We start from the raw sequence: 24992 nt of genomic DNA on the forward strand, positions 1-24992 counted from the left end.
TTACACCGTCCGAATCCGTGGGTTGATGAGCAGGTAGAGCATGTCGACGATGATGTTGACGACCACGAAGGCCAGGGCCACGGTGAGGGTCACGCCCTGCACCAGGTTGATGTCGTTGTTCGTCACGCCGTTGAGGATGAGCTTGCCCATGCCGGGCAGGTCGAAGATGACCTCGATGATGACCGCGCCGCCAATGAGGTAGCCGACCCGCAGGCCGAGCACCGTCACCGGGGTGATGAGCGCGTTCCGCAGCACGTTGCGGCTCACCACGACGCTGCGCGGCAGGCCGCTGCCGATGGCGGTGCGCACGTAGTCCCGGTCGAGTTCCTCGACCATCGAGGTGCGCACCACCCGGGTGAGGGAGGCGGCGACTGGGATGCCGAGCGAGATAGCCGGCAGGATCATGGTGCCCAACCAGCCGGCGAAGGAGTCGTTGATGTTGATGTAGCCGCCGGTGGGCAGCCAGCCCAGGCCCAGGGCGAAGTTCTGGATCAGCAGGATGGCGAGCCAGAACGACGGCACCGCGATGCCGGCGATCGAGACCACCCGGATGAGTTGGTCAGGCCAGCGGTCGCGGTAGAGCGCCGCGGTCACGCCGAGGGTGAGCGAGAGCACCACGGCGATGAGCAGGCCCATGATGGTCAGTTGCACGGTGAGGGGGAAGGCGGAGCCGATCAGGGTGGTCACCTTGCTGGCCGGCGGCACGGTGACGCCGAGGTTGCCCTGCACCAAGTTGGCGAGGAAGGTGAGGTAGCGCACGATCAGTGGGTCGTTGAGGCCCGCGTCTTCGCGGTAGGCCTCTCTGGCGGTCTCTGACGAGCTCTCCCCGAGGGCGTTGATGGCCGGGTCTCCCGGCGCGAGTTGCATCACGAAAAAGACCAGGGCGGTGATGCCCAGGATCATGATCGGGAGCACGGCGATTCTTCGGGCCATGAGCCTGAGCAGCGCGGTCACAAATGTCTCCTAAGAAGGAATGGAGTGGGGGCCGGCCAGGCGGCCGGCCCCCGGTGGATTACTGAGCCGTGCGAGCGACGTCGAGGAAGGACAGTCCGGTGAACGCGACCGGCTTGAAGCCGGTGATGGCGTCTTCGTTCCAGGCCGTCGGCAGCTTGCGGTGCACCAGCGGGTATACCGGGCACTCGTCGGCGATGAGGTCGAACGCTTTGCCCCACAGCTTCTTCTGCACGGCGGCGTCGGAGGTGGCCATGGCGTCGTCGAGGTAGCCGGTCAGTTCGGCGAACTCGGCCGAGTCGGCCCAGCGGTACCGCTTGGTGGGCCAGACGGTCGCGGCGCCGTACCACCAGCGCAAGAGCAGGTCGGCGTCGTTTCCGAACACCGACGGGTCGCCCGGGGCGACCATGACGGTGTAGTTGCCCTCGTCGACGGTCTTGTACTGCGCCCCGGACTGGTTCGTGTCGATGGTGGTAGCGATGCCGGCGGCGTCGAGGTCTTCCTTGATCAGTGGCAGCACATCCTTCACCCAGCTGGTGTCGGTGGCGAGCAGGGTGATCGTCAGGCCGTCGACCCCGGCGGCCTTGAGCAGCTTCTGGGCCTTGGCCAGGTCGTAGGTGTAGACCGTCTTGGCCTTCTGGTAGGACGGGTGCTCCTTCTGCAGGTAGCTGGTGGCGGCCGTAGCCTGACCCAGCATGCCCGTGTTGATGAGCTTGTCGTAGTCGATGGCGTAGCGGAACGCCTGGCGCACCCGCTTGTCGTCGAACGGGGCGACCGAGGTGTTGAACATCATGAACAGCTGGCCGAAGGACTGCACGGATTCCACCGTGGCGTCCTTGAGCGAGGCGACGTCGATGTAGGGCACATCCTCGATGGCCTGCACCCGGCCGGACTGCACGGCGGTGACGCGGGCGGCGGCATCCGAGAGCAGGTTCCAGGTCATCGCCGCTGCCAGCGCGGGGCGGGCGCCGGTGTATGCATCGAAGCGCTCGAACATGATCTTGTCGTCCTTGACGGCCGACAGCATCTTGTACGGGCCGGTGCCGGTGGGCAGCGAGTCGAAGGCCACCTTGTCGGCCTCCACCAGCGCCTTCGGGACGATCTTCACGACGGAGAGGCGCTCCAGGGCGAGGCTGGTCTCTTGGTTGAGGGTGATCGTGACCGTGTTCTCGTCGACCTTGGCGATCGAATCCACGAACGGAAGGAAGGTGAGGTAGAGCGACGCGTTGGCCGGGTCGAGCACCCGCTGGAAGGAGAACACGACGTCATCGGCAGTGACCGGGGTGCCGTCGTGGAAGACCGCGCCATCCCGCAACGCTGCGGTAATGGTCTTGCCTTTCACGGTGGGCAGCTCGGCAGCGAGCGCGGCGTATACGTCGCGGGTGACCGGGTCGAGTTCTACCAGACCCTCGAGCACGTGCCAGTTCGCAGCGACGGTGACGGCGCCGGTGGTGGTCATCGGGTCGAATCCGGTGGAGAGGGCGTAGGAGATGCCCGCCTCGATGGTGCCGTTCTTGTCAATGCCCGCACCACCGGAGGGGGTTGGTGCGACGCTGTTAGTAGACGCGGGGCCGCTACAGGCAGCCAGTGTTGCCACCAAGCCCATCGCGCCTGCGGCCTGGAGGAAGACCCTACGGCTAGTCTTCCCCTGAAGTGTTTCTTGGAGCATCAGATTGCCTCTCGTTCATAATCAGAAAGCTAAATCAGACGTCAGACGTCCTACGTGTTAGATTGAAGTTATACACACACCAGTGAAAGGTCAAGCACGGATGCTGAATATCGACAGTTCGAAAGCAGGAGTTTTCGCCTCCGAAACATCCCGGAAACGTAGCTCCGTGACCGACCAGATCAAGGATTTCATCCTGCGGCGGGGACTGAAGTCTGGCGACCTCATGCCTACCGAGACCGAAATTTGCGCTGAACTGGGAGTTAGTCGATCCAGTGTTCGCGAGGCGATTCGGACCCTTGCTGCGCTTGACATCGTGGAAGTCAAACACGGTTACGGCACCTATGTTGGCCAGCTTTCGCTCGCTCCCCTGGTGGAAGGACTCGTCTTCCGTGGCGTGCTCCGCCCGCAAGACGACTTCGCCGCACTGCGCGAGGTGATCGAGGTACGCGAAGCGCTCGACATCGTCATGGGGCAGCAGATCGTCGACGCGCTGCACGGCCAAACCGATGAGGTCCTCGAGGGCCTGGTGTCCACGATGGTGTCCAAGTCCGAGACCGGCACCGCCTTCGCCGAGGAAGACCTCGCCTTCCACACCCGCCTACTCGCCTACCTCGACAACACCCTGGTGGGCCAACTGGTCACCGCGTTTTGGGAAATCAACACGGTGCTCTATCCCAAGCTCGGCATCGCGCCAGCAGAGGACATCGACGACACCGCTCGCGCCCACGGGGCGATGCTGGAGGCCGCGAAGGCAGGCGACCTCGAGGCGTACCGCGCCGCCGTGGTCGCGCACTACCAGCCGTTGCGGCGGTCGCTGGAGAAGGCGGCACTGCAGAGCGCCACCGACTAACTCGCGTAGTCCAACGAGCCAGGCGCCCCCGCCGCGATCGAGCGCCGGGCGATGTCGAGCACGGTCTGCTCGTCGTCCACGCCGCCGCCTTCGTGGCCGTTGTAGGGCCAGACCGCAATCTCCTTCGGCCCGTCATAGGCGTTGAACGCCGCGAACACCGTCGACGGCGGGCAGATCGGGTCCATCAGTGCGGCGGAGAGCCACACCGGCGCGGTGGCGCGTTTGATGAAGTTGACACCGTCGAAGTACGACAGGGTGCGCAGCACGGCATCCGCCTTACCCCGATACCAGGACAGGTAGTCGGCGATCTCCTTGTAGGGGTCGTGGTCGGTGATCAGTATCGCCCGGGGAAAATCGCAGAGAAACGGCACCCGGGCTGCCACGGCAGCGAGGCCCGGAACCAGGCCGGCCACGGCCAGGGCTAGCCCGCCACCCTGGCTGATGCCGGTGACCAGCACCCGGGTCGCATCCGTGAGCGGCAGCTCGGCCACGGCGTCGACCAGCCGTACCGCGTCGACGATCAGGCGGCGGTAGTAATAGGACTCCCGAGCGTCGATGCCGCGGGTGAGGAAACCGGGCACCTGCGGCCCGGACCCGGTCAGGTCGGGGGTGCTGCCCCGCGATCCGCTCCAAGCCTGGCCCCTGGTGTCCAATTCAAGGTGGGCGTAGCCGGCGGAAGCCCAGAGCAGGTTCTCGATGGCGTCACCCCGGCCGCGGCCGTAGCCGTGGAATTGCACGATCGTGGGCAGCACGGCCGTGGTGCCGGCCGGCACGCGCAGCCAGGCCTTGATGCGCTCCCCCGCGTAGCCGGCGAATGTGAGGTCGTAGACGTCGAGAGTGGCCAGGCCCGCGTCGACCCTGCGCAGCTCCGGTGCCAGCGGGTGCCGACGGGAGGCCTCCAGGGTGTCCGCCCAGAATCGGTCGAAGTCGGGCGGATCGACCTGCGCGCTTCGATACTCGGCCAGCTGGGATTCGGGCAAGTCTCGAAGCATGCTCAGCGCACCGTGTTGCGCAGAGTGCCGATCTCGGGAATGGTGATCGCCACCTCGTCGCCCGGGCTGAGTTCGGCGGCGGTGTTGGGTGACCCGGTCATCACGATGTCGCCGGGTTCCAGGGTCATCCACCGGGTGACGTAGACCAGGGTGTCGACCACCCTGGAGGGCAGGTTGAAAGTGCCCGACGACGCGACGAGGTTGCCGTTCACCTCCACGAGGATCTGCAGGTTCTCCGGGTCGTCGATCTCGGTCTCGATCCAGCTGCCGAGCGGGGTGTAGTTGGTGCCCGCCTTGCTCTCGAAGTTCTTGTTGTCCACGGCGTTGCGCTCGGCGCTGGTGACGTCGTTCACGATCGTGTAGCCCAGCACGTGCTCGAGCGCGTTCTCGACCGTCAGCCGGGCGGCGGTGCGGCCGATCACCACGGCCAGCTCACCCTCGGCCACCACGGTCCCGGCGTCCGGGGCCAGCACAATCTCGTCGCCGTCGTTCGCGACGGTGCGCACCGACTTGAGCCAGGCCTGCACCGGCAAGGTGGTGTGCGGGTCGGCGTTATGGCCGATGCCGACAATGAGGCCGGGGGTGGTGGTGCGGGCGATTTTCACGGGGTGGTGCCTTTCGATGTGGGAACGGAGGGGGCGGGCGGCGCGGCGACGACGGGCTGCACCGGTCGGCTCGGGTTGGGGGTGGCAGGTTCATCGTCGAGCAGAGCGTCCCGGATAATGCGGCGCGGGTCGTACTGGCGGGGGTTGAGCTTCTTCCAATCGACCTCGTCGAACTCAGGCCCCATCTCGTCTTTGAGGCGGTCCTTGGCGCCGTCGGCCAGCTCCTTGGCTTTACGCACGAAACGGCCGAGCATGGCGGCGTAGTGCGGGATGCGCTCGGGGCCGAGCAGGAAGGCGGCGATGATCGCGATGATGATGAGCTTGTCGAAGGTCAAACCGAACATGTGGGCTGGTCCTTCTCTGCTGTCGGTCGGGTAGTCATCGGAGGCCGGCCAGTTCCTGGTCGAGCCGGTCGGAGGCCTTCCGGGCGCGCCGGTCGTGGATCCAGGCAATGAAGCCGGCCACGAAGTACAGGGCCATCATCGGCACTGCGAGCAGGAACATCGACATCACATCGGCGGCCGGGGTCGCCACTGCGGTGAACAGGATCACCACGAGGATGGCGACCCGCCATGAGCCGAGGATCGACCTGGCGCTCAGCACCCCGGCGAAGTTGAGTAGGACGAGGAATACCGGCAGCACGAATGCGATGCCGATGGCGACCACGAGCTTGAGCACGAAGTCGTAGTAGCCCTTGGCGCTGATTATTGCCGCGGAGTCCGCGGGCGCGAACGAGGTGAGCAGGGCCACCATGTTGGGCAGCACGAACCAGCCGGCCGCGCATCCAGCCAAGAACAGTGGCACAGCGGCGGCGACGAATCCGAGTGCGAACCGCTTCTCCCGCCGGGTGAGGCCCGGCATGAAGAAGGCCCAAATCTGGTACAGCCAGACGGGTGAGGCGACCACCACACCCACGGTGATGGCAATCTGCATGCGCAGGTCGAAGGCCTCGGAGATCGTCGTGAAGTTCAACTCAGACGTGCGGCCCTGGGCTTCGGCTATCCGGCCGATCGGCACGCGGAGCGCGTCCAGCACGGGCTCGGAGAGCAGCCAGCCCACGACGGCGCCCGCGAGGATGCCGAGTGCCGCCCGGGTGATGCGCTTGCGCAGCTCGATGAGGTGCCCGCCCAGTGACATCTTGCCATCGCGGGCGGCTTTCACCTTCGTGACGGTGGTCACGGTGAGTCAGGCCTGGTTCGCCGCGCGGTGAGGGGTGGAGTGCGGGTCGGTGACGATGACAGTCGGAGCGAGCGGGCTGGCCGTCGGGCTCGCCGGGTCGGAAGCATCCGCCGGATCGTCGTCTTTCAGTGTCTTGACTTCACTCTTGAAGATGCGCATCGACTGTCCAACGCTGCGGGCCAGGCCCGGGAGCTTGGGGGCGCCGAAGAGCAGCAATACGATCGCCAGGATGATGACCATGTGCCATCCGGTGAGGTTTGCAAACATGAGTTCGCCTCTCTGTTCTAATCAAGCAGGACGTATGACGTCATACGCTACGCTAAATTCAACCAAATGCAAGGACGCTGTCAAAGAACTTGTGAACGAGCTCGACGAAATCCTGGCGAGCCGGCGGTGGCCTCCCGCTCACGCAGGGCCCGCACTGCGCGCGAGTCCGTCGGACAACAGTCACCGAACGCCACGAGGCCGCGTTTGATATACTGTCTCGAAGACAGTAAACGGCTAGCTTTCTTCTGGCCGGTGAACGACGGGACGAACGGTGCGATGACTGATTCACTTTCAGACGATGCCCCGAAAGTCCGGCTTGCACAGTCATACCGATCCGACCAACTTGCGGCCCTGCTTGAGGTCTTCTCGGTCTGGTCCTCGGGGTCGTTCATGAGAGGTCTCGCTGCTGGCGCCGGGTTGGATCTTGACGCCACGTCCATCGTGGCGATCACGCTGCTCGCTCGCGACGGAGACCAACGCGCGTCCGCGCTGGCTGCTCGCCTCCGGGTCGGTGCGTCGGCCATCTCTAAACTGAGCAACCGCCTCAGCGCGATAGAGCTGGTCGAGAAACTGCCGGATCCTGGAGATACTCGCGCCACTCTCCTGCGCCTCACTCCTGCCGGGAGGGCTGCCGCCAGAGCTTTGGTGCAGGCCGGCGACACGATGATGGCCGAGTTGATGCGCGAGTGGCCGGAAGACGACCGCGCGCACTTCAACCGTCTTCTCCGCCGGTTCCGTGACGACGCAATACTTCACGCTGTCCGCACTGAAACAGCAACACGTCCTTCCACTGATCCCAGAAAGTTGTGAAATGACCACTAGAACCTACCTCGTCACCGGTGCCGCCAGCGGTATTGGCAAGGCCACGGCCGAGCTGCTGACTTCACGCGGCCACCGAGTCATCGGCGCTGATCTCAAAGACGCCGATATCAACGCGGACCTGTCCACCCTCGACGGCCGGGTGGCCCTTATTAATCAGGCGACCGAGTTGTCAGGAGGCACCCTTGACGCAGTCATCGCCGTCGCGGGACTTAGCCACCCGATCCCAGTCACCGCGTCCGTGAACTACTACGGCGCGATCGCAACGCTGGAGGGCCTGCGCCCCTTGCTCACGCGGTCCGCTGCTCCGCGGGCCGTGGTGGTTGACTCGATGGCTTCTCTGCAGTCGTACGACGAGGAACTGGAACGCCTTTTCCTTGAAGGTACCGAAGGGGAGGCTGTGGCGCGTTGCGTTGAACTCGCCAGCTCTCCGGCAACCGGACACCAGATCTACTCGTCCAGCAAGCGTGCTCTGGCCCGCTGGCTACGTACCAACGCGACCACTGCACAGTGGGCCGGAGCCGGCATTCCGCTGAATGCCATCGCACCCGGCGTTGTGCTCACCCCGATGACGAGGGACCTCGTTGCTACGCCCGAAGGCCGCGCAAAGCTGAACGCGCAAGTACCGATGCCCCTCAACGGTCCGTTCGACCCGATCGTCGCGGCCCGGTTGCTCGCGTGGCTCGCCGACGAAGAGAACTCACATCTGTGCGGGCAGGTCATTTTCGTGGATGGTGGCTATGACGCCGTCCTTCGCGGCGATACGACCTGGTAGCAGGTGCTTCTGACCGCGAAGACGGGTTTCACGTGAGCGTGCGCATCCAGGCTCTGAGGTCATTCAGCGCGGTAAGTGCAACGGTGGCGTGGTCCGCGTCCGGATAGACGTGGGAGGTGACGGCCGTGCCATCGGCTTTCCGGGCGGCGACGAAGCGCGCGGTGATCTCCGGCTTGATGAGCGTATCTTTCGCGCCCTGCGCGACGAAGAGTGGCACGGCGAGATGTTCGTCCGGTGAGTTCTCTACGAGGAGTTCGCTCCAGTCGGGCGCGACGGCGGGGTTGGCGCTCGTGAATTTGCCGATCAGCGGGGTCGCGATCGCATGAAGCTCGCCGTTCTGGCCGAGCAGGCAAAGCGTCACCATGCGAGGAACAGCGGCGACTCCCGCCGGGGTCAGGATGCTCCCCAACGGATCCTCGGGCAGCTGTGACGGATACGCCCGGGCATAAGAATCAAAGGCGTACGCACCTATCGTCACACCTGAGACGTCGCCGATATCGGCATCGAGCAAGCGGGTCAGATCGGTTGCAGGGGCGGCGACACCGACCCCGAGCAGATCGAGCTCTGGCGCATAGTCGGCAACGCGCTCGGCGGCAAACAAAGCCGCGTGACCGCCCTGAGAATGGCCCCACAGTATGAGACGGTCACTGGTTCCCGTATCAGGCATCGTGCGGGACGCCCGGGCAATGTCGAGCACGTTCGCCGCTTCGGTCGCCCCAATCAGGAAAGAGGACGCCCCGGCGATTCCCATGCCGGCGTAGTCAGTAGCGACGACGACATAGCCGTCCGACAGAAGGTCGGTGAGACCCTCGATAAGCGCAAACGGAGCGACTCCACGGGAAGGGGCGCAGCGCGGAGCCGTGCCCGTGGTCGGATGCGCCCATGACACGATCGTGCGCCCATCCTTCGGCGCCGGGCCGTCCGGCACGATTACGAGGCCAGACACGAGAGTGTCAGCACCAACGACATCCGTGGAGTGATACAGCACACGTTGTGCGTGGGATCCAGGAGGGGCGCCGACCACTGACTCGGCCCGAACGACGGTCCCGGGTACCGCGGCAGCCGGCGCCGGAGTCGGGCTGGAGTAGAAGGACGCCACAGAAGACTCGGCAACCGCGCCTTCCCCGACCCGAAATGCGAAATCGATGACCCGCCAGCCCCCGACCAGCACTGCAGCGACAGCGAGGACGGCAACAACGGCGACAACACGTCGCACCACCCGTCGGCGCGGCGACACGACCCGGGGCGGCTTAGCCAGCGCGTTCTGATTCGATCCCACGGTTCTCCTCCGGTGGTGCGATCAGGTCGAGCCGCAGCTGCCCCTGGGTGGCCGCTCATCCACCAAGTATTGGTCATTGTGCCAGCCAAAGATAGGGCGGCCGGTACCGCTGCGTCGAGCGTTGCCCATTCGGCCAGTTGCAACGGTGAGTTGGTGGACGCTCACAGCACTCTCGTCATCCCACGCAAGGTTGAGGTCGTCCTTCTTGCCGCGAATCAGCGCGAAGCCGATGATCGCAGCAGCGACCATGGTGATGCCGGAGGGCGATACTCATCCACTTTATCGAGATATCGATAATGATCGATATACTCGGTTGGCCGGGAACAATCAACACCGTGTCGTCCCAACCGGAGGACGATGAGGCTCCCATGACGAACATCCAGATCTTCGAACCCGGCCTGTGCTGCGGCATCTGCGGCGTCGACATTGACCAGCATCTGGTGACGGTATCCGCCGACATCGACCGGGCCACCTCCGCCGGCGGTTCTGTCCGCCGGTTCAACTTTGCCTAGGAGCCCCTCGCGTTCGCGGAGAACGAGACCGTCCGCACCTTCCTGCACACCGTGGGCCAGGAAGGCCTGCCCGTCACGATCGTCGACGGCTCAACCGTTTTGACCGGCCGGTACCCGTCCCGCCCCGAACTGGCCAAATGGGCCGGCCTGGGCGCCCCTGCCGTCGAAGGCCGCCCGTCGCTCCTCTCCCCCGACACCGCGCGAGAACCTGCTGCGTCCGACGCCGGATGCTGCGGTGGTGACAGCGGAGGCTGCTGCTAATGACACCCGGTAGCGACACTCTCACCGGTACAGGCACCCGCAGCGACCTCGCTTTTCTTACCGACACGCCTCGGTTCCTCTTCTTCACCGGCAAAAGTGGAGTGGAAAAGGCCTCGATCGCCTGCGCGAGCGCGATCCACCTCGCTGAGGGCAGCGCATCCGTACTGTTGGTCAGCACCGACCCGGCCTCGAACGTCGGCCAGGTGTTCGGCGTGACGATCGGCAACACCGTGACGCCGATTGCCGCCGTGCCCGGGATCTCCGCCCTAGAAATCGACCCTGAACAGGCCGTCGAGAGCTACCGCGAGCGCATAGTCGGGCCCGTGCGCGGGCTGCTAACCGCCGCTGAGGTCGCCTCGATCGCGGAGCAGCTCTCAGGCGCCTGGACCACCGAGATCGCCTCGTTCAACGAGTTCACCGATCTGCTCACCGACGCCGCCTGGACCGCCGCATACGATCACATCATCTTCGATACCGCACCGACCGGGCACACCATACGGTTGCTGCAGCTGCCCGGCGACTGGACCGCGTTTTTAGATACGGGCAAGGGCGACCCGTCCTGCCTCGGCCCGCTGTCGGGTCTCGAAAAGCAGCGTGCCGTCTATGCTCAGGCCGTGGCCGCGTTGGGCGATCCCGAGCGGACTCGCTTGATTCTCGTGGCGCGAGCTCAGCAATCCACGCTGGCCGAGGGCGTGAGCAGCAGGCGCTCGGCGCACGCGGCGACGCGTTGAGCGTATTGCCGACCGATTTCCTGCCCCTCAAGGCCGGCAACATGGTCGGACTAGCCGCACTACGCGGGCATCCTTCGGTGGACGAAACAGCGACCGTCGAAGACGATACGGCCGGCCCATCGACCCCCACGTCGAGCCCCCTCAGCGACCTCGTCGACCAGATTGCGGCTGAGGGCCACGGCCTCGTGATTCTCATGGGCAAAGGCGGCGTAGGCAAGACGACCATGGCCGCCGCTATCGCAGTGGCACTGGCAGAACGCGGATTCGAGGTGCACTTCACTACGACAGATCCCGCTGCCCACCTGGCCGACACCCTCGCCGGTGACCTCGACAACCTCGAGGTCTCCCGGATAGACCCCGCTGTCGAAATCGAGCGTTATACCGACCACGTTCTGGCGACAGGGGGGCCCACCTCGATGAGCAGGGTCTGGCCATGCTCCGAGAAGACTTACGGTCGCCCTGCACGGAAGAAATCGCTGTCTTCCAGGCATTCTCCAGAGTTACCCGGGAGGCCAAGCGCAAGTTCGTCGTGCTTGACACCGCCCCCACCGGGCACACCTTGCTCCTGCTCGACGCAACGGGGTCCTATCACCGCGAGGTCTCCCGCCAGATGGGTAGCACGATGCACTTCACCACCCCCATGATGAAGCTCCAGGATCCAACCCAGACCAAGGTCCTACTGGTGGCCATTGCCGAGACGACACCTGTCCTTGAGGCCGCAGGCCTCCAGGAAGACCTGCGCCGCGCCGGAATCGAGCCATGGGCATGGATCGTGAATAACTCCATCGCAGCTGCAGCGCCAACATCCGCCCTCCTGCAGCGGCGGGCCGCCAACGAGCTCCCCGAGATCGACGCTGTGCGCACCAGCTACGCCACTCGAGTTGCCCTCCTACCGCTGCTCGCAGTGGAGCCGATTGGGATCCCGGCATTGGAGGCACTAATGGCCGCGTCGGCAGCCGAGAGGACTGTGTCGTCGGTTTAGGCCTGAGCAAGCTCAGCCCTGAAGGCGGGCGAGGAGCTCGTCGACCCGAGCGCGGATGTCGTCGCGGACCAGGCGCATGCGCTCCATACCCTGGATTCCATGCTCGGACGGTTCGTCCGTGATCCACGTCTCGAAGGTCGTGCCCGGCACTTCAGCGACCTGAGCCTCTTTACCGAGAACGACGACAACGTCAGCAGCGGCGAGCATCTCCGCTGTGATGAGCTTCGGGTGCTCATCGCCGACATCGACGCCCAGCTCGGCAAGAGACTCCACCGACTGTGCGTTCAGCGCCGCCCCGGGCTTCGTTCCCGCGGAGTGCACGGTGACGGTGTCCCCCGCTGCCGCACGCAGAAGAGCCGCCGCCATTTGCGACTTCCCCCCGTTCTTCTGGCAGACGAACAGAACGCTGGGGATAGGAGTCTCAGTCATGACGCAATGGTAACTACCGCGAAGAGACAGTCGACGCTGTGCACGGTCAACGAGTCGCTCTTGGGCGTTTGTTTGGAGGCGGCCAAACGGCGATTACAAATTGCAGCGTTCCACGCGCCTGATCTCGAGACTGCCGGCGAGGTCGCTGGCAACCAGGGTCAAGACGAGTCCCGGCCGGAGTCCGCGGGATTATCGTTTGGAGTATCACTGTCCGTGTACTCGCCCTCGGTCTGATTCTCGCTGACAATTGCGTCCGACGAGCCGGCCGCAGACTCGGAATCGGTGTATTCACCATCTGACTCGTTGTTGATCTTCATGAGCTTCTCTCTCGAAAGGAATCTCATTTTAAGTGTCAGTACCGGCAATAGATAGGCTGAATGCCGTCATTTAGCCCTTCTCCTGCCCGACCGAGATATGCACCAGACGCCATGGCCCCTATCGAGTGGCAGACTTCGCCACGTCCTACTCGACCCACGGTCGTAGCCCTCTACGGCAACGGTGGCGCCCCAGATCACGGCAAGATCTTTCGCCGTCACCGGCCGCTTTGGGAATGTTGAGCGATCAGGAAGTCGTCGAGGTTTGGCAACGCTTGGTTAACGACGCGGTGTGCTTCGTTCACTACCGTGGCCGCCTCGGCCGTCGTGGACGCGTCAATTGAGACGACCGCGGTTCCCTGGAGGCGGTGGCCTACCCAGCGCAGCTGCACACGGTCGACCGTCGTGATGCTGGGCACGGCTAGCAGAGCGGCATTCGCGCGGTCGACGAGTTCTGGCTCGATTCCGTCCATCAGCCGTCGACCGATGCTCCTCACAGTGCCCCAGAGAAGCACGATGATCGCTCCGGAGATAAGAATGCCGACGATCGGGTCGGCCAACGGGAATCCGAGCATGGCGCCGATAGCGCCGGCGACCACCGCGAGCGAGGTGAAGCCGTCGGTGCGGGCGTGGACGCCGTCGGCGACCAGTGCTGCCGAGCCGATGCGCTGGCCCACACGGATGCGGTATGTCGCGACGGCCTCGTTACCAGCGAAGCCGATAACCCCGGCGGCCACGACCCACCAGAGGTTTTCAAGCGGATGTGGATCCAGGAGTCGCGCGATCGACTGCCACGCCGCGACGACCGCCGAGAGAGCAACGACAATGACGATGAAGAGGCCGGCGAGATCCTCGGCCCGGCCTAACCCGAAGGTGTACCGGCGGGATGCGGCGCGACGGCCGAGGATAAAGGCGACCCAGAGCGGTACGGCGGTAAGTGCATCGGAGAAGTTGTGGATGGTGTCAGCCAAGAGAGCTACGGACCCGCTGATGAGCACAACCCCCAGCTGCAACACTGTGGTACCGAGAAGCACGAAAAGGCTGATCTTCAGCGCCCGCACACCCTCTTTGCTGGCCTCAAGGGCATCGTCGATCGAGTCGGCGGCGTCATGACTGTGTGGCACGAACAGGCCGTAGAAAAACCCTTTCACCCCCGTCGGGTGGGAGTGAGTGTGCCCTCCGCCGCCGTGCTCGTGCTCGTGCTCGTGCTCGTGCTCGTGCTCGTGCTCGTGCTCGTGCTCGTGCAGATGGTGCTTGCTGGCTGAACTCATGCCCCGGCCTCCGAGTGATGATGGCGTGGGTTCGAACTCAACGAGTGCTCGGCTTGGAAGATCGCATCGGATACCAACTGCTTCGCATGTTCATTGGCCAGGCTGTAGAACACCTTGGTTCCCTCCTGCCGGCTGGTCACGAATCGTGACAGGCGCAGCTTGGCTAGATGCTGTGACACTGACGACGGGGACTTTTCCAGCAGCTCGGCCAGGCTGTTAACCGAGAGTTCGCCGTCGCGCAGGGCGAGAATGATGCGGATCCGGGTGGCATCGGCGAGCATCGCGAACACCTCGACTGCCAATTCGACGTATTGGCTGTCGGGTTCACGTCCGCAAACGGGCTTATCTGCATCCATACGCAGATTCTTACATTAAAACCCCACGTCTTGTAATCGCCGTGCACCGAACCTCAGCGTTGATGGCGGATCAAGGGAAACTCAACTGTAAAGGTCGCGCCTCGGCCGGCACCGGCACTCTCTGCTCGGATGCTTCCACCGTGGGCCTCGGTGATGGACTTGGCGATCGCCAGGCCTACTCCCGACCCGCCGTGAGCGCGGTCCCGGCTGGCGTCCACTCGGTAGAAACGCTCGAAAACATGCGAAATGTGGTCGGGCGGAATTCCATGGCCTTCGTCGGACACGGCTATCGCCGCCCGGCCGTCGACTACCGCGGCGGAGAGCACCACCTCGCGCCCGGCCGGGGTGTGTCGAACTGCGTTGTCGAGGAGATTTGTCAGGACCTGACCGATGCGATCGCTGTCCCCGCTGACAGCAGCGTCCCGGGCGTCTGCGGACATGGTGACCGTCAGCGTGACGTTCTGGGCAGCGTATTGCGCCGTCGCCTGGGCTACTGCATCCGCGACCACCTGGGCAACGGGCAGGCGTCGTCGGTGCATAGTGAGTCGGCCTTCCTCTGCAGTCGTCACGATGGCGACGTCCTCGCTAAGCCGTGCCAGACGGGTGACCTGGTCCCCCAGCATCGTGAGGGTTGCCGGATCCGCTTCTTGCACACCATCGGCGATGGCCTCAAGGTAGGCGCCGATGGTGGTGATGGGGGTACGCATTTCGTGCGCCAGGTCGCCCAGCATCCTCGTTCTGGTCGCTTCGATCCGACCCAGATCGGTGGCCATCGAGTTGAAGGCCGAAGTGAGGTCGTCGAACTCACTGCCCAGGCCTACAGCTGGGATCCGCGCGGTGTAGTCCCCGTCCGCCACCCGGCCGGCCGCTTCAGTGACGGGTGCCAGGGATCGCGTGATCCGGCGGGAGAGGAAAAGGCTCACCCCGACTGACGCCGCCAGAGCAGCGAAAAGGGCCACGGCAAGGGAAAGCATGGATGCCGTCCGGAATGCCTCCTCGGCATGCACCGTTGAGTCAGCCCCAGAACCACCCATGCCCATCATGTGAACATGGAATATGGCTGGGCCGATCCCTGCAACGACGACCCAAGCAGTTGCGACTCCGACAAGTACAACGACGAGGATGGCGCCGAGCAGGCGAGCACTGAGGTCCCTCGGGCCAGGGACCCGAGTGCGTGTTCTGCTCACGCTCCCACGCCCATCTGGTAGCCAACCCCGCGCACTGTCCGGATGAAGACCGGTGACGACGGATCATCACCGATCTTGCGCCGCACATGCCCGATATGCACGTCCACCAAATGCGGATCGCTCATCCAGCCGTCTCCCCATACGGCATCAATCAGTTGCTGCCGGGAGAAGACAATTCGAGGTTGGCCGGCCAACGCCACCAGCACCTCGAACTCGGTGCGGGTCAGGTCCACCGGTTCACCGCTTCGGTGAACTTCGCGGCCGGCGACGTCGATGTGAAGGGAGCCAAAGACAAGAGGCGGTGTGCCGAGCGCGGCGGCTTGTTCGCTGGGGCGCGGTCGGCGGAGCATAGCGCGCACTCGAGCTACTAGCTCTCGCGGGCTGAATGGTTTGGTCAGGTAGTCGTCTGCTCCGACAGAGAGACCGACCAGCTTGTCGATCTCCTCGACCCGCGCGGTCAGCATGATGATGTAGCAATCAGTGAAGGTGCGCACGGTACGACAAACCTCAATGCCATCCATCCCTGGCAGGCCCAAATCGAGAACGATGATTGCGGGGGCCCAATCTCGTGCCTTCGTCACGGCGGACTGGCCGTCGGCCGCCGTCTCAACGTCGAACCCATCTCGCTCCAAGTAGCCGGCCACCAACTCGAGCAGCGGTACCTCGTCGTCGACCACCAAGACTCGCGGACGCGGCTCCGCAGTGGTCTGTGGCCTGAAGGTCGTTGACATCATGGTCTCATTGTCCCTCCGGGTTCATCCCGGACCTCTCTGATGAGCGGCCACAGCCCATATCCCCAGTCAATCTTTGTCAAAAGCCCATTCAGTGGATTTCATCCACCGCGGGCTTGTCGCCAGCCAGGAGAATCCAACTATGCAGATCCCCCAAACGCTGACTCGGTCGTGATTTGCTGACCCTCAGCCGCGGCATTCTCAGCTGAACTTTGTCAAGTGCCGATACGGTTTTCGGGTATCCGCGTTCGCAACGTGGCCTGATCGACACCGGAGGTGACATGGACCCGCACGGCAATTCCGTAACTAAACGTCGCCAAGGACCCGCTGTCGCATACGTGTTCACTGCGGTTCTGGTGCTAACAGCCATGCTGCTAGGAATCCTGGCCATGCACTCAATAATCGGCGAACACGGCGTCGCGTCGGGGGCAGCCGAGTCCACAGCACATTCCGACACCATCCCGAGTGGCGCAGACTTCAGAACTGAGATGGCGGTCGTGGCGACAGCGGCGATGATCCCGCTAATGGCGCATGCCGAAGTTGGCCTGTTCGGTTGCGCGGACTGCATGCTCGACTGCGCCATGTGGGCGATGACCTGCGCCATCCTGCTGGTCCTGGCGTCTCTCATCATTCTCGCCCGCACCCCGGCCACGTATCGGCGCCTGCTCGAAGCGGGCGGGCGCGTCGTCTCTGTCTTTCATGGCCCTGCGCCCCATCTTTTCCGGCCTAGCTTGGTCGTTCTTTCCATCAGTCGCACCTAAAACCGGCAATGGCCTTCGCGTCACTTGACGCCTGCCTTCACGACGCCGTATGGCGAACCGGTTTCTCACGCCTGACTCTGAATGGATTAACAATGCCCAAGCCACGTACCAACCTCCTTACTGCCGCGGCCATCGCGACAGCACTCACTCTCAGCGCCTGCGTCGGCGGAACCACCGATACCGGTTCATCCGCCGCCCCCAGCTCCCCCGATTCCTCCGCCTCCTCGGTCGATTTCGTCGACGCGGACGTCGAGTTCGCCCAGATGATGATCCCCCACCACGAACAGGCCGTTGAAATGAGCGACGACCTCCTTGCGAAGGACGGCATCGACCCGCGCATCGTGGATCTGGCCACCGAGATCAAGGCCGCCCAGGAGCCCGAAATCAAGCAGCTCGAATCGTGGCTGACAGCATGGGGAATGGATGACACCAGCTCCAGCGAGATGGATATGTCCGACATGGATCACGGCACGGACGGCATGATGTCCGATGACGACATGAACGCCCTCAAGTCCGCTTCCTCAGAGGACGCCGGGAAGCTTTTCCTCGAACAGATGATCGTTCATCACCAGGGCGCCATCGCGATGGCGCAGACCGAGATCGACGAGGGACAATACCCGGACGCCGTGGACATGGCCACGAACATCGTGGAGAGCCAGACCGCTGAGATTGATGTCATGAACGACATCCTCGCCACACTCTAGAACTCCCCCACCAGGATCGGGGCCGCGCATCGCGGCCCCGATCCGCGGCGTGCCCAACTCGGACACCATCTCCTCGCCTCCCTGAGGCGCAGATTGAGCGCGCCAACGTGATCGCAAGGACCACCTCCTCATGACCGCATCACCCCATCTCCCCCGCAAACAATTGCGCCTGGCCGAAAAACACCCGCACCTCAGCCGCCGAGCACAACGACCACTCCCCGCGACCCGTCGACCGGGCCGCCGCCTCAAAGGGAACTATCTCGGCTCTGCAATTCAGTGGCCCTTCCTTGTCGGAGTACCCATCACCACTGATTTCGGTCCTCGGATTCCCTCGTGCGATGGATGCTCCAGCTTCCATGAGGGCATCGATATGAACCCGGGCGTGAACACTCCGATCCAAGCGGTCGCGAATGGCGTCGTGAGAGAAGTCTCCAGCACTGGCAAAAGCGGACTGGGTGTGTACGCGATCATCGACCACATGATCGACGGGCGTCTCGTCAGCAGCCTGTACGCCCACATGACGGAAGGCACCCTGGCATTTGCTGTCGGCGACCCCGTCCTCGTCGGCCAGCTGGTGGGAAACGTTGGCAACACCGGTCAAAGTACCGGCCCACACCTTCACTTCGAGATCCTCCTTGACGGGGTCACCCCGACGGCCCCGTACGCCTGGCTGACAGACAAGGTGAGCGCATCATGACAGGCAGGCTGCGATGACCGTCATCGGATACGCGCGTGTTGCAACGCGCAAGAAGAGAGTTGATGAGCGAGAAATCGCGTTGACCTCGGCCGGCGCCGAGCGCGTATTTGTGGACCACGGCGAGTCGAGGAATAAGGCGTCGCTGCCGCAGTTTTCAGCTTGCCTGGATTACTTGCGGGCAGGTGACCTCTTGTTGGTTTGCCAGCTGAGCCAGTTGGATCGGTTGGGTCGTGACGATCGTTTGATTACGCTGCTTCATGAGCTCGGCGAACGCGGCATCGGGCTTCGTTCGCTAGCGGAACCGGCGATCGATACGACCGGCCCCTCAGGCCGGGCCCTCTTCGATATCATCGCTGTGTTCACTCAGCTGCGTACTGAGTCGATCCAGGTGCACCGGCGCGATGGCCCCGCACCGGCTCGAGCACATGGGCGCAACGGCGCACGCCCCACAGATATGACAAACGAGAGGATCGCTGTAGCTATCGATATGCGCGAAAGGGGCGCCACGATTGACACGATCGCCACCACTCTCGGCGTCGACAACGTCACTGTGCAACGCGCGCTCCTGAGCAACCCGGACGGACAGCCGAAGTTGGCGCGCGATGAGGGATGATGTCGGGCAGACGAGCCCGCTGCCCGTCTCGCGTCACCTCACGTAGGAGACCAGGCCGATCATGCCGCGAGCAGCGTGGTACGCGTTGTGGCAGTGGACGAGCCATTGGCCTGGATTATCAGCGTCGAATTCGACGGTGACGGTTTCCCCCGGCCGGACGATGACGGTGTCCTTGCGTGCTCCGTTGCCCGCGATCTGAAAGCTGTGTCCGTGCAGGTGCATTGGATGCCACATCATCGTGTCGTTGATCATCGTGATCTGCACCCGCTCGTTGAGGCTGACATCGAAGGCACCAGCGTAGGGGTCGTCCATGTTGAAGGTCCGCCCGTTGATGCTCCAGTCGTAGGAGTGCATCCCTCCCGTAAGTCGCATCTCGTGTCGCCGGGTCGGCGAGCGGGACGGGAGGCGGACGGATTCATCTGCTCGCAACTGACCGCCGTCGGTGACGTCACCTGTCAGAGTGGACGGCATTCGACCCGGCGAGGGTGGGGTGCCAGAACCTGTGCGGATGAGCCCGTAGGCGCTTCCGTCCTTGCCTTCGGGGAGAGCCAGAACTGGAGTGTAGCCGTCGACGACGGTGACGAGCGCGTCGATGCGTTCGCCCATTCCAAGGACAACGGCGTCCACCTGCTGGTGCTGGACGGGAAAGCCGTCGGTGTGGGTGAGGGTGATCTTCTGCCCGGGGATGCCCACCCTGTAGGCGGTGTCCCCTGCCGCGTTGATGATGCGCAAGCGGATCCGACTGCCGGGTCGGCTGTCGAACACTTCGGCCGTTTGCGGAGCCTTGCCGTTGAATAGATGGACGGGGAATGGCACGTCGCCCGCGTCACCGCCCAAGTATGGGCTGGTGAAAGTCGACCCCATTCCGCTCATGCCCGAATCCATCCCGCTCATACCCGACCCGCCGGCCAAAGCGTTCAGCGCATCGTCGGGAGTGCCCGGGAGTCCGTCGAGCCAGTCGTCGAGGAGGATGACCCATTCCTGGTCGTAGGCCATCGGTTCGTTGGGGTCATCGATGATGAGCGCTCCGGACAGCGCTCGTTCACGTTGCATGTCCACGTGGGAGTGATACCAATAGGTACCTGGTTGGTTCAGAAAGAATTGATATCTATAGTCGCTGCCTGAAGCTATCCCTTTTTGGGTGACGCCTGGCACCCCGTCCGCGTCATTTCGCAAGGCGAGGCCGTGCCAATGGACGCTCGTCGGCTCTGCCAGGTTGTTGGTCACTGGCACCTTCAAAAGGTCTCCCGTTTTTGCGCGGATGAGAGGCCCGTTAAGTGTCCCGTTGTACCCCCAGGTCGTCAGAGCAGTGCCGGCGACTACGGTGTCGAAGGTACCGGCGGTGAGGTTGTGGGTGACGGTGGCGCCGTTGGCCGTACGGCGCGCCTCGTACCGGGCGACCACGGGATCGGTCGACAGTATCCGGTCGGCCCCGGCTCGGGCGCCGGGACCAGTCGTGCATGACGCAAGGACCGCTGTGGCCGTCGCAGCCAGGGTCGCGTCCAGGAAGGTCCGTCGAGTGAAGTGGGTGACCATCATTGCTCCGTTAGCTTGGGCTCGCGGTCGAGCGCATGGCGGGCCACGTCAGCGAGGAGAGATGGCGGCGCAGTTTTTTTTCTGACAGGCGTCCGTAGCTGAACAGCTCGCCGTCGATCAAGATGCCCGGAGCAAAAACGATGCCGACCCGATTGGCAAGTTCTCGGCCTTCCGCTGATGCCAACGGAATCTCCGCGATGTCCAGGGGGTACTCTTCGCTGAGCTGCGCCAAGGTGTTCTTGGCGTTCACGCAGGATGGGCATGATTCCTGGGTCAGGACGGTGATCATCATGATCCGCTCACCCCGGCAGCCTTCATGTCGGCGAGCAGGTCGGTCATTGACACGTACATTGTGTAATCCGGTGCGCCGCCGTAGTCGGCGCGCCACTCAATCTCGCCGTCGGGCCCGACGAGGATGAAGCTGTGTCCGGCGCGGGAGTCGCCCATCATGCCGTAATCGTTCGCCCCGTACTCCTTGATGACGTCCATCTTCGTGTCCGCCAGCGCGACAGAAGCGAGCTTGTCGTCGTCCATCTTTTGCGCGATCAGGTCTACCGGTCCGCTGGTGATCGTGAGCACATCGTCGACTCCGGCGGCGGCGAGCTGGTCGGATGAGGCATCCAGGTCACGCATCTGGTCCCAGCACGGCTGGCAGCCCAGTCCCTCATGGAAGTACAAGAGCACCGACTTGCCCGAGTAGTCACTCAGATCCACGGTGTCCCCCGTTGTGGACTCCATTGCGAATCCAGGGGCCATTTCGCCTACCCCCGGAGATCCCACTGCGTAGTCGGCCGCATCGGCGCTCCTGCCCATAGGAGCGGACTGGGCCGTCTGGGCGGGCGCGGAGGGCTGCTGGGCGAGAACGAGGAAGAAGGCGCCGAAAATTGCCACGACCACGCCGGCACCGATCAGCACGACAAGGCGGTTGGTGTTCTTCCTCAGCGGCCGCATCGCTGCTGCCGGCTTCTTATTGCGTGATGCCATTACTTCGATTCCTTTGCATTGTCGTGACATGCCGGAGTGGTCGCACCGACCGCAACCTGTTCTGCCGTGTCTGGCTCTGTCGCCGAAGCGGTGTGACCGGCCTGTGGGCGTCGAGCGCGCAGCGCCTTCCACACGAGGGTGGCGAGGGCGGCGAAGACCACGAGCGCAGAGAGCCAACCGGGGATGAAACCAATGGACTGCTGGATAACCACCGCTGCGTGGTTCAGCCAAGCGGTGACCCGCACCTGCCAGCCGTCAGACGCCATGCCAATACCGCGAACCGCGATGATCATGGTGACGATGCCCATCCCGAGCATCAAGGCACCGGACAACAGGCTTGACAGCGGCAGCCGGCGCCCACCGGGCCACAACGCAACAGTGCGAGCCGTGAGCAGACGGCTATTGCTCCAATCCTTCCGGTCCCACACCAGTGCAAGGACGCAGAGCGGGGCGACCATGCCGAAGACATAGGCGACACCCACCAGCGCGGCGGTAGAAATCGACGACGCCGCCCCAGACATCGCGGCCACCCCAGCCAGCACCGGTGCACAACAGGCACTCGCCGCGCCAGAGAACACGCCCAGGCCATAAACGGAGCCGATTCCGGAGCCGGACTTCTTCCCCGACGGCATCGGGAGCATCAGCTTCCACCCCACCAACGTGGCGACACCCACGACGACCATGGCGATTCCCACGACGCTGAAGATCCAGAAGTGGTACTGCGCCAGGGCGCGGCTCACGATCGCGGCCCCCAACGCTATGGGCAGGATGATCGTGCCGACACCGGCGGCGAAAACCAGTGTCATGCCCAGAATCTGACCGCGACGGCGGAAGCTGGACGCGAAGAACGCCGGCAACATCACCGACACGCAACACGGGGCCAATAGGGCGACGATGCCGCCTAAGAACGAGGCGAGGATTGTGGTGGAGAGCAGGACCTGCTCCATGTATTGCTCCTTCAAAAGTGCACGGACTCACCGCCGTGCCGTCGGGGGGGCGGACGCCCGAGGTTCAAGCCTGGGTCGTGGTCTTTGCGGCTTCGTTAGAGCTGATGTCGGCGTGGTCGTATGAATCCTGCGTAGTGTCGGTGCTCCTATTTTTACTGCGCATCATCATGAACATCATTCCGATCATCATCACTGGGCACGCTAGAACCGCTGCGATGGGAAGCGCCTCGCCGATCGACCGGCCGGCCGCCAGGAGTCCGCCGAGGATGACGACACCGATCACGATCATGCCGATGAGATGAGACTTGCCGCCGTGGTTGTGCCCGTTCATGGACCTTCTCTTTTCTGGGGTTTGGTTTGGTGGACTGCGTCCTCCGGTGGTGTGTCAGTCCCCCGGCTATTCACGGGGAAGATCTGAGCGATCGCCCACACACCGAGAATGACGAAGACCACACAAATTCCGGCGAGAATCGGCCACGCATTCATGACCATTACTTCCTCCTATCGGAATGTCTTGTCATGACTGTGGCCCCTCTACCCGGGCCTCTCGGTGCAGGTTTGACGAAGAAACGATAAAGAATGGTCCTCATCTGCGAGGGAGCTCTCAGCCTTGGACTCCGCCAGAGCAGGGCGCGCCGGGTTCGGGGGCTTGTGGACCCTGCAGATAGGCGGAGAGGAATTCGCTCAGCCTCGGGTCGCCCGCTCTGTCTACCTGAAGCCGCTTACCCCACGTGGTGGCGATGATCGGCGCCGGAAGGTCCGGATACGGGCTCAAGATCTCGAACGAATTCGCTGCCGAGTTGGAGATAAGGATCTTCAGCTCAGCTGCACCGGAGGCAATTCCGGGAATGCGACAGTGCTGAGGACGTGCTCGCGGGTGAGCCCCGAAAAGCTCTCAACTTCGTCGATCGTGGAGCCAGCTGCAGACCTGTCATCAGACCCTGCATTCGGACTTCCGAGCAACACAAGGAGGGTGGACAGTTCCACCGTCACGGCCTACCAGTGCCGAACCGACGAGAGGGCCGATGTGGTGGAGAACGTGCGGCGTAAGGCCCGCGATCCCTCCCAAGCCCGCCGTGAAAGCCGTCCAACGTCGGGTGTGGGTCTATGTCCACCATCGCCTGCGTGCGCATCGATATCGATGGAGTTTCAGTGAAGGAACGATCAAGGAGCGAAGAAACCACATGGAAACTTCACAGTTCCTTCGAAAGTTCCATATTCGGGGGCAGAAGACTCGACGTCAGAGCGCCGCTGGCGCCAGACGAAAGGAAATTTGATGATGGGAAATTATGCAGGCGGCATGGGCGGGGCGGGTTGGATCCTGATGGTCCTGCTTTCGGTGACGCTGATCGTCGCTATCGTGTGGATGGTCGTCGGAATGGTCACCCAACCCAGACAACCATCTGCCCCAGTAGCGACGCCGGAGGCGAGGATCGATACTCCAGCCGACATCCTGAAGCGTCGGCTGGCCAGAGGCGAAATCGACACAGCGACCTACGAGGAACTCAGTTCAACCATGGAGAAGTCGCGCTAAACGCGCCGGCCTGTTGGCGATCCGTGACTTGTAGCCCCCACCGGGCGCTGGGCGGATCGTCCCTCTGGCGCCCGAGAAGGGCCCGCCGTGATCCGGGCGACCACCCGATTTCTCCCAACCGCGCTTGGACGGTTCATCAGTGATCCACGTCTCGACTTTCGTCCCCGTCACGTCATCAACCTGCGCCTCGCACCCCAGCACGACGACAATGTCTACGCCGGCTACTAGCAGCGGGGTGATGGCCTTCTGGTGCTCCTCGCCGACACCAATGCCCAGCTCCGCAAGCGGCTCCACCGTCTGAGCGTTCAGTGCAGTTCCGGGGTTTGTTCCCCCCGAGTGCGCTGTGATTCGGCCATGAACAAGCGATAGAAGTTAAACGAAAAACCCCCGAATCACCGGGGGTTTTGTTACTGCTGGGGTACCTGGACTCGAACCAAGAACAAATGATAGGCGTCTCGGCCGTGCCACTCCCCCGCAACTGGGGCGGAATCCCGCGGATTTCCGCGGTTTTCATGGATCTAGTGTACGCGCTGGCACGGACGTATACGGGCTCATTCTGGTCACGCAGCGAGGTATCTGGTTCGTTTCTGGTCACGCCGCCGACTGATTCCGGCACTGCCGGGGAGCTGACCTACATCGGCTCCGGACGTACCCTCGACCTAATACATTGACGATGCGACGATCACCGCTGTGTGGATCTGCGCTCCTCCCCAGGGCGCTGTCGTCACCTACCCCTTTGGACGCCAATACTTATGGCTATGTCCACCAAAGGTTGAGCCGGTGATCACTAAGCGCTCGCGCTACCCTCGGCAAAGCGCGACCTGGGGTCAGAGTGAGGTGGAGTCCATTGCCGGAGGGTTTCCGTTAGGAGTATCGCTGTCGGTGTACTCGCCCTCTGCCTGTGTGGCGTCGTCGCCAATTTCCGGCGTGCCGGCCGCTGCCTCGGAATCGGTGTATTCGCCATCAGCAGCGTCGTTGATCTTCATGGTTCTCCCTCTCGAACGGACGATTAGTCTATGTCGTTGCTCTGGGTAAGGACGGGCGGACGTGATGTGC

At 63.5% G+C, this 24992-nt stretch carries 29 protein-coding genes and 2 pseudogenes; 12 read left to right on the forward strand and 19 right to left on the reverse strand.

Annotated elements, in window-relative coordinates; translation table 11 throughout:
* On the reverse strand, nt 1-954 hold the full coding sequence (locus BJQ94_RS11395) for an ABC transporter permease (protein WP_265400169.1): 954 nt from the start codon (nt 952-954) through the stop codon (nt 1-3).
* A gap of 58 nt (nt 955-1012) precedes the next feature.
* A complete protein-coding gene (locus BJQ94_RS11400) occupies nt 1013-2557 on the reverse strand; it encodes an ABC transporter substrate-binding protein (protein WP_265400168.1) in 1545 nt (514 codons plus the stop codon).
* Between the two features lie 163 nt (nt 2558-2720).
* On the opposite strand from BJQ94_RS11400, the gene BJQ94_RS11405 reads away from it, so the two are divergent.
* Nucleotides 2721-3470, forward strand: a complete 750-nt coding sequence (locus BJQ94_RS11405; protein ID WP_265400167.1) for a GntR family transcriptional regulator — start codon at nt 2721-2723, stop codon at nt 3468-3470.
* Here BJQ94_RS11405 and BJQ94_RS11410 read toward each other — a convergent pair.
* The 5 genes from BJQ94_RS11410 to tatA are packed head-to-tail and all read right to left on the reverse strand — an operon-like array spanning nt 3467 to nt 6513.
* Complete coding sequence (locus BJQ94_RS11410; protein ID WP_345893439.1) at nt 3467-4450, reverse strand: acetylxylan esterase; 984 nt, start codon at nt 4448-4450, stop codon at nt 3467-3469. The two genes, BJQ94_RS11405 and BJQ94_RS11410, sit on opposite strands and share 4 nt — an antisense overlap.
* A 14-nt stretch (nt 4451-4464) precedes the next feature.
* Entirely contained in the window at nt 4465-5067 is a 603-nt protein-coding gene (locus BJQ94_RS11415; RefSeq protein ID WP_275875474.1) for a fumarylacetoacetate hydrolase family protein, read from the reverse strand.
* Nucleotides 5064-5411, reverse strand: a complete 348-nt coding sequence (locus tag BJQ94_RS11420) for a Sec-independent protein translocase TatB (protein ID WP_275875475.1) — start codon at nt 5409-5411, stop codon at nt 5064-5066. The genes BJQ94_RS11415 and BJQ94_RS11420 overlap by 4 nt, the downstream gene beginning before the upstream one ends.
* 34 nt (nt 5412-5445) lie before the next feature.
* Nucleotides 5446-6204 (reverse strand): twin-arginine translocase subunit TatC, encoded by a 759-nt coding sequence (tatC, locus tag BJQ94_RS11425; RefSeq protein WP_265398086.1) that lies wholly within the window; start codon nt 6202-6204, stop codon nt 5446-5448.
* 48 nt (nt 6205-6252) lie between these two features.
* Nucleotides 6253-6513 carry a Sec-independent protein translocase subunit TatA gene (gene tatA / locus BJQ94_RS11430; protein WP_265398083.1) on the reverse strand — a complete coding sequence of 87 codons (261 nt, stop codon included), beginning with the start codon at nt 6511-6513 and terminating at the stop codon, nt 6253-6255.
* A gap of 276 nt (nt 6514-6789) precedes the next feature.
* Here tatA and BJQ94_RS11435 point away from each other — a divergent pair, with 276 nt between their 5' ends.
* Complete coding sequence (locus BJQ94_RS11435) at nt 6790-7323, forward strand: MarR family transcriptional regulator (protein ID WP_265398082.1); 534 nt, start codon at nt 6790-6792, stop codon at nt 7321-7323.
* Between the two features lies 1 nt (nt 7324).
* Nucleotides 7325-8107, forward strand: coding sequence for an SDR family oxidoreductase (locus BJQ94_RS11440; protein ID WP_265398081.1), 783 nt, complete (start codon nt 7325-7327; stop codon nt 8105-8107).
* Nucleotides 8108-8135: 28 nt separating this feature from the next.
* Here the strand turns inward: BJQ94_RS11440 and BJQ94_RS11445 are convergent, their stop codons facing one another.
* Nucleotides 8136-9053 carry an alpha/beta fold hydrolase gene (locus tag BJQ94_RS11445; protein WP_265398080.1) on the reverse strand — a complete coding sequence of 306 codons (918 nt, stop codon included), beginning with the start codon at nt 9051-9053 and terminating at the stop codon, nt 8136-8138.
* A gap of 701 nt (nt 9054-9754) precedes the next feature.
* On the opposite strand from BJQ94_RS11445, the pseudogene arsD reads away from it, so the two are divergent.
* The 4 genes and pseudogenes from arsD to BJQ94_RS11465 all read left to right on the forward strand — a co-directional run bounded on the left by arsD (nt 9755) and on the right by BJQ94_RS11465 (nt 11872).
* A pseudogene (arsD, locus tag BJQ94_RS11450) lies at nt 9755-10159 on the forward strand (arsenite efflux transporter metallochaperone ArsD).
* Nucleotides 10159-10890, forward strand: coding sequence for a TRC40/GET3/ArsA family transport-energizing ATPase (locus tag BJQ94_RS11455; protein WP_275875476.1), 732 nt, complete (start codon nt 10159-10161; stop codon nt 10888-10890). Before arsD ends, BJQ94_RS11455 begins: the two are co-directional and overlap by 1 nt.
* Nucleotides 10891-11114: 224 nt before the next feature.
* A pseudogene (locus tag BJQ94_RS11460) lies at nt 11115-11234 on the forward strand (hypothetical protein); the annotation flags it as partial.
* A gap of 89 nt (nt 11235-11323) precedes the next feature.
* Nucleotides 11324-11872 (forward strand): ArsA-related P-loop ATPase, encoded by a 549-nt coding sequence (locus tag BJQ94_RS11465; protein WP_275875477.1) that lies wholly within the window; start codon nt 11324-11326, stop codon nt 11870-11872.
* A 12-nt stretch (nt 11873-11884) separates the two neighbouring features.
* On the opposite strand, the gene BJQ94_RS11470 is transcribed toward BJQ94_RS11465, so the two are convergent.
* The 5 genes from BJQ94_RS11470 to BJQ94_RS11490 form a co-directional block, all read right to left on the reverse strand.
* Nucleotides 11885-12301, reverse strand: a complete 417-nt coding sequence (locus BJQ94_RS11470; RefSeq protein WP_265398079.1) for a low molecular weight phosphatase family protein — start codon at nt 12299-12301, stop codon at nt 11885-11887.
* Nucleotides 12302-12833: 532 nt separating this feature from the next.
* Nucleotides 12834-13766: a cation diffusion facilitator family transporter gene (locus BJQ94_RS11475; RefSeq protein WP_275875478.1), complete on the reverse strand. Its 933-nt coding sequence runs from the start codon at nt 13764-13766 to the stop codon at nt 12834-12836.
* Nucleotides 13767-13882: 116 nt separating this feature from the next.
* Nucleotides 13883-14242, reverse strand: coding sequence for a metalloregulator ArsR/SmtB family transcription factor (locus tag BJQ94_RS11480; RefSeq protein WP_265398078.1), 360 nt, complete (start codon nt 14240-14242; stop codon nt 13883-13885).
* 53 nt (nt 14243-14295) lie between these two features.
* Nucleotides 14296-15285, reverse strand: coding sequence for an ATP-binding protein (locus BJQ94_RS11485; protein WP_265398077.1), 990 nt, complete (start codon nt 15283-15285; stop codon nt 14296-14298).
* Between the two features lie 140 nt (nt 15286-15425).
* Nucleotides 15426-16163 carry a response regulator transcription factor gene (locus BJQ94_RS11490; protein ID WP_265398076.1) on the reverse strand — a complete coding sequence of 246 codons (738 nt, stop codon included), beginning with the start codon at nt 16161-16163 and terminating at the stop codon, nt 15426-15428.
* Between the two features lie 386 nt (nt 16164-16549).
* Here BJQ94_RS11490 and BJQ94_RS11495 point away from each other — a divergent pair, with 386 nt between their 5' ends.
* The 4 genes from BJQ94_RS11495 (at nt 16550) to BJQ94_RS11510 (ending at nt 18935) form a co-directional block, all read left to right on the forward strand.
* Nucleotides 16550-16921 (forward strand): hypothetical protein, encoded by a 372-nt coding sequence (locus tag BJQ94_RS11495; protein WP_265398075.1) that lies wholly within the window; start codon nt 16550-16552, stop codon nt 16919-16921.
* 92 nt (nt 16922-17013) lie between these two features.
* A complete protein-coding gene (locus tag BJQ94_RS11500; protein WP_265398074.1) occupies nt 17014-17625 on the forward strand; it encodes a DUF305 domain-containing protein in 612 nt (203 codons plus the stop codon).
* A gap of 130 nt (nt 17626-17755) precedes the next feature.
* The gene (locus BJQ94_RS11505; protein WP_265398073.1) at nt 17756-18322 is read left to right on the forward strand and encodes a M23 family metallopeptidase; all 567 of its coding nucleotides are present in this window, start codon (nt 17756-17758) and stop codon (nt 18320-18322) included.
* A gap of 13 nt (nt 18323-18335) precedes the next feature.
* Nucleotides 18336-18935 carry a recombinase family protein gene (locus BJQ94_RS11510; protein WP_265398072.1) on the forward strand — a complete coding sequence of 200 codons (600 nt, stop codon included), beginning with the start codon at nt 18336-18338 and terminating at the stop codon, nt 18933-18935.
* A 33-nt stretch (nt 18936-18968) separates the two neighbouring features.
* On the opposite strand, the gene BJQ94_RS11515 is transcribed toward BJQ94_RS11510, so the two are convergent.
* The 5 genes from BJQ94_RS11515 to BJQ94_RS11535 form a co-directional block, all read right to left on the reverse strand.
* Complete coding sequence (locus BJQ94_RS11515) at nt 18969-20474, reverse strand: multicopper oxidase family protein (RefSeq protein ID WP_265398071.1); 1506 nt, start codon at nt 20472-20474, stop codon at nt 18969-18971.
* Nucleotides 20475-20481: 7 nt separating this feature from the next.
* Nucleotides 20482-20763 carry a thioredoxin family protein gene (locus tag BJQ94_RS11520; protein ID WP_265398070.1) on the reverse strand — a complete coding sequence of 94 codons (282 nt, stop codon included), beginning with the start codon at nt 20761-20763 and terminating at the stop codon, nt 20482-20484.
* Entirely contained in the window at nt 20760-21455 is a 696-nt protein-coding gene (locus tag BJQ94_RS11525) for a peroxiredoxin family protein (protein ID WP_265398069.1), read from the reverse strand. The genes BJQ94_RS11520 and BJQ94_RS11525 overlap by 4 nt, the downstream gene beginning before the upstream one ends.
* Nucleotides 21455-22402 carry a cytochrome c biogenesis protein CcdA gene (locus tag BJQ94_RS11530; RefSeq protein WP_265398068.1) on the reverse strand — a complete coding sequence of 316 codons (948 nt, stop codon included), beginning with the start codon at nt 22400-22402 and terminating at the stop codon, nt 21455-21457. The genes BJQ94_RS11525 and BJQ94_RS11530 overlap by 1 nt, the downstream gene beginning before the upstream one ends.
* 64 nt (nt 22403-22466) lie before the next feature.
* Entirely contained in the window at nt 22467-22733 is a 267-nt protein-coding gene (locus BJQ94_RS11535; RefSeq protein ID WP_265398067.1) for a hypothetical protein, read from the reverse strand.
* Between the two features lie 945 nt (nt 22734-23678).
* On the opposite strand from BJQ94_RS11535, the gene BJQ94_RS11540 reads away from it, so the two are divergent.
* On the forward strand, nt 23679-23936 hold the full coding sequence (locus BJQ94_RS11540; RefSeq protein WP_265398066.1) for a hypothetical protein: 258 nt from the start codon (nt 23679-23681) through the stop codon (nt 23934-23936).
* Nucleotides 23937-24763: 827 nt separating this feature from the next.
* Here BJQ94_RS11540 and BJQ94_RS11545 read toward each other — a convergent pair.
* Nucleotides 24764-24922, reverse strand: coding sequence for a hypothetical protein (locus tag BJQ94_RS11545; RefSeq protein ID WP_265398065.1), 159 nt, complete (start codon nt 24920-24922; stop codon nt 24764-24766).
* Nucleotides 24923-24992: the final 70 nt, after the last annotated feature.

Origin of the sequence: Cryobacterium sp. SO2 (assembly GCF_026151165.2) — a bacterium.
Lineage (GTDB): Bacteria > Actinomycetota > Actinomycetes > Actinomycetales > Microbacteriaceae > Cryobacterium.

What these genes read in the sequence shown, in the direction of transcription:
- BJQ94_RS11520 (WP_265398070.1), bottom strand. Translation starts at nt 20,763, where the DNA reads ATGATGATCACCGTCCTGACCCAGGAATCATGCCCATCCTGCGTGAAC.
- BJQ94_RS11495 (WP_265398075.1), top strand. Translation starts at nt 16,550, where the DNA reads ATGCACTCAATAATCGGCGAACACGGCGTCGCGTCGGGGGCAGCCGAG.
- tatC (WP_265398086.1), bottom strand. Translation starts at nt 6,204, where the DNA reads ATGTCACTGGGCGGGCACCTCATCGAGCTGCGCAAGCGCATCACCCGG.
- BJQ94_RS11465 (WP_275875477.1), top strand. Translation starts at nt 11,324, where the DNA reads ATGCTCCGAGAAGACTTACGGTCGCCCTGCACGGAAGAAATCGCTGTC.
- BJQ94_RS11530 (WP_265398068.1), bottom strand. Translation starts at nt 22,402, where the DNA reads ATGGAGCAGGTCCTGCTCTCCACCACAATCCTCGCCTCGTTCTTAGGC.
- BJQ94_RS11515 (WP_265398071.1), bottom strand. Translation starts at nt 20,474, where the DNA reads ATGATGGTCACCCACTTCACTCGACGGACCTTCCTGGACGCGACCCTG.
- BJQ94_RS11405 (WP_265400167.1), top strand. Translation starts at nt 2,721, where the DNA reads ATGCTGAATATCGACAGTTCGAAAGCAGGAGTTTTCGCCTCCGAAACA.
- BJQ94_RS11505 (WP_265398073.1), top strand. Translation starts at nt 17,756, where the DNA reads ATGACCGCATCACCCCATCTCCCCCGCAAACAATTGCGCCTGGCCGAA.
- BJQ94_RS11455 (WP_275875476.1), top strand. Translation starts at nt 10,159, where the DNA reads ATGACACCCGGTAGCGACACTCTCACCGGTACAGGCACCCGCAGCGAC.
- BJQ94_RS11490 (WP_265398076.1), bottom strand. Translation starts at nt 16,163, where the DNA reads ATGATGTCAACGACCTTCAGGCCACAGACCACTGCGGAGCCGCGTCCG.
- BJQ94_RS11440 (WP_265398081.1), top strand. Translation starts at nt 7,325, where the DNA reads ATGACCACTAGAACCTACCTCGTCACCGGTGCCGCCAGCGGTATTGGC.
- BJQ94_RS11535 (WP_265398067.1), bottom strand. Translation starts at nt 22,733, where the DNA reads ATGAACGGGCACAACCACGGCGGCAAGTCTCATCTCATCGGCATGATC.
- BJQ94_RS11540 (WP_265398066.1), top strand. Translation starts at nt 23,679, where the DNA reads ATGATGGGAAATTATGCAGGCGGCATGGGCGGGGCGGGTTGGATCCTG.
- BJQ94_RS11485 (WP_265398077.1), bottom strand. Translation starts at nt 15,285, where the DNA reads ATGATGGGCATGGGTGGTTCTGGGGCTGACTCAACGGTGCATGCCGAG.
- BJQ94_RS11435 (WP_265398082.1), top strand. Translation starts at nt 6,790, where the DNA reads ATGACTGATTCACTTTCAGACGATGCCCCGAAAGTCCGGCTTGCACAG.
- BJQ94_RS11400 (WP_265400168.1), bottom strand. Translation starts at nt 2,557, where the DNA reads ATGGGCTTGGTGGCAACACTGGCTGCCTGTAGCGGCCCCGCGTCTACT.
- BJQ94_RS11480 (WP_265398078.1), bottom strand. Translation starts at nt 14,242, where the DNA reads ATGGATGCAGATAAGCCCGTTTGCGGACGTGAACCCGACAGCCAATAC.
- BJQ94_RS11500 (WP_265398074.1), top strand. Translation starts at nt 17,014, where the DNA reads ATGCCCAAGCCACGTACCAACCTCCTTACTGCCGCGGCCATCGCGACA.
- BJQ94_RS11545 (WP_265398065.1), bottom strand. Translation starts at nt 24,922, where the DNA reads ATGAAGATCAACGACGCTGCTGATGGCGAATACACCGATTCCGAGGCA.
- BJQ94_RS11510 (WP_265398072.1), top strand. Translation starts at nt 18,336, where the DNA reads ATGACCGTCATCGGATACGCGCGTGTTGCAACGCGCAAGAAGAGAGTT.
- BJQ94_RS11525 (WP_265398069.1), bottom strand. Translation starts at nt 21,455, where the DNA reads ATGGCATCACGCAATAAGAAGCCGGCAGCAGCGATGCGGCCGCTGAGG.
- BJQ94_RS11420 (WP_275875475.1), bottom strand. Translation starts at nt 5,411, where the DNA reads ATGTTCGGTTTGACCTTCGACAAGCTCATCATCATCGCGATCATCGCC.
- tatA (WP_265398083.1), bottom strand. Translation starts at nt 6,513, where the DNA reads ATGTTTGCAAACCTCACCGGATGGCACATGGTCATCATCCTGGCGATC.
- BJQ94_RS11470 (WP_265398079.1), bottom strand. Translation starts at nt 12,301, where the DNA reads ATGACTGAGACTCCTATCCCCAGCGTTCTGTTCGTCTGCCAGAAGAAC.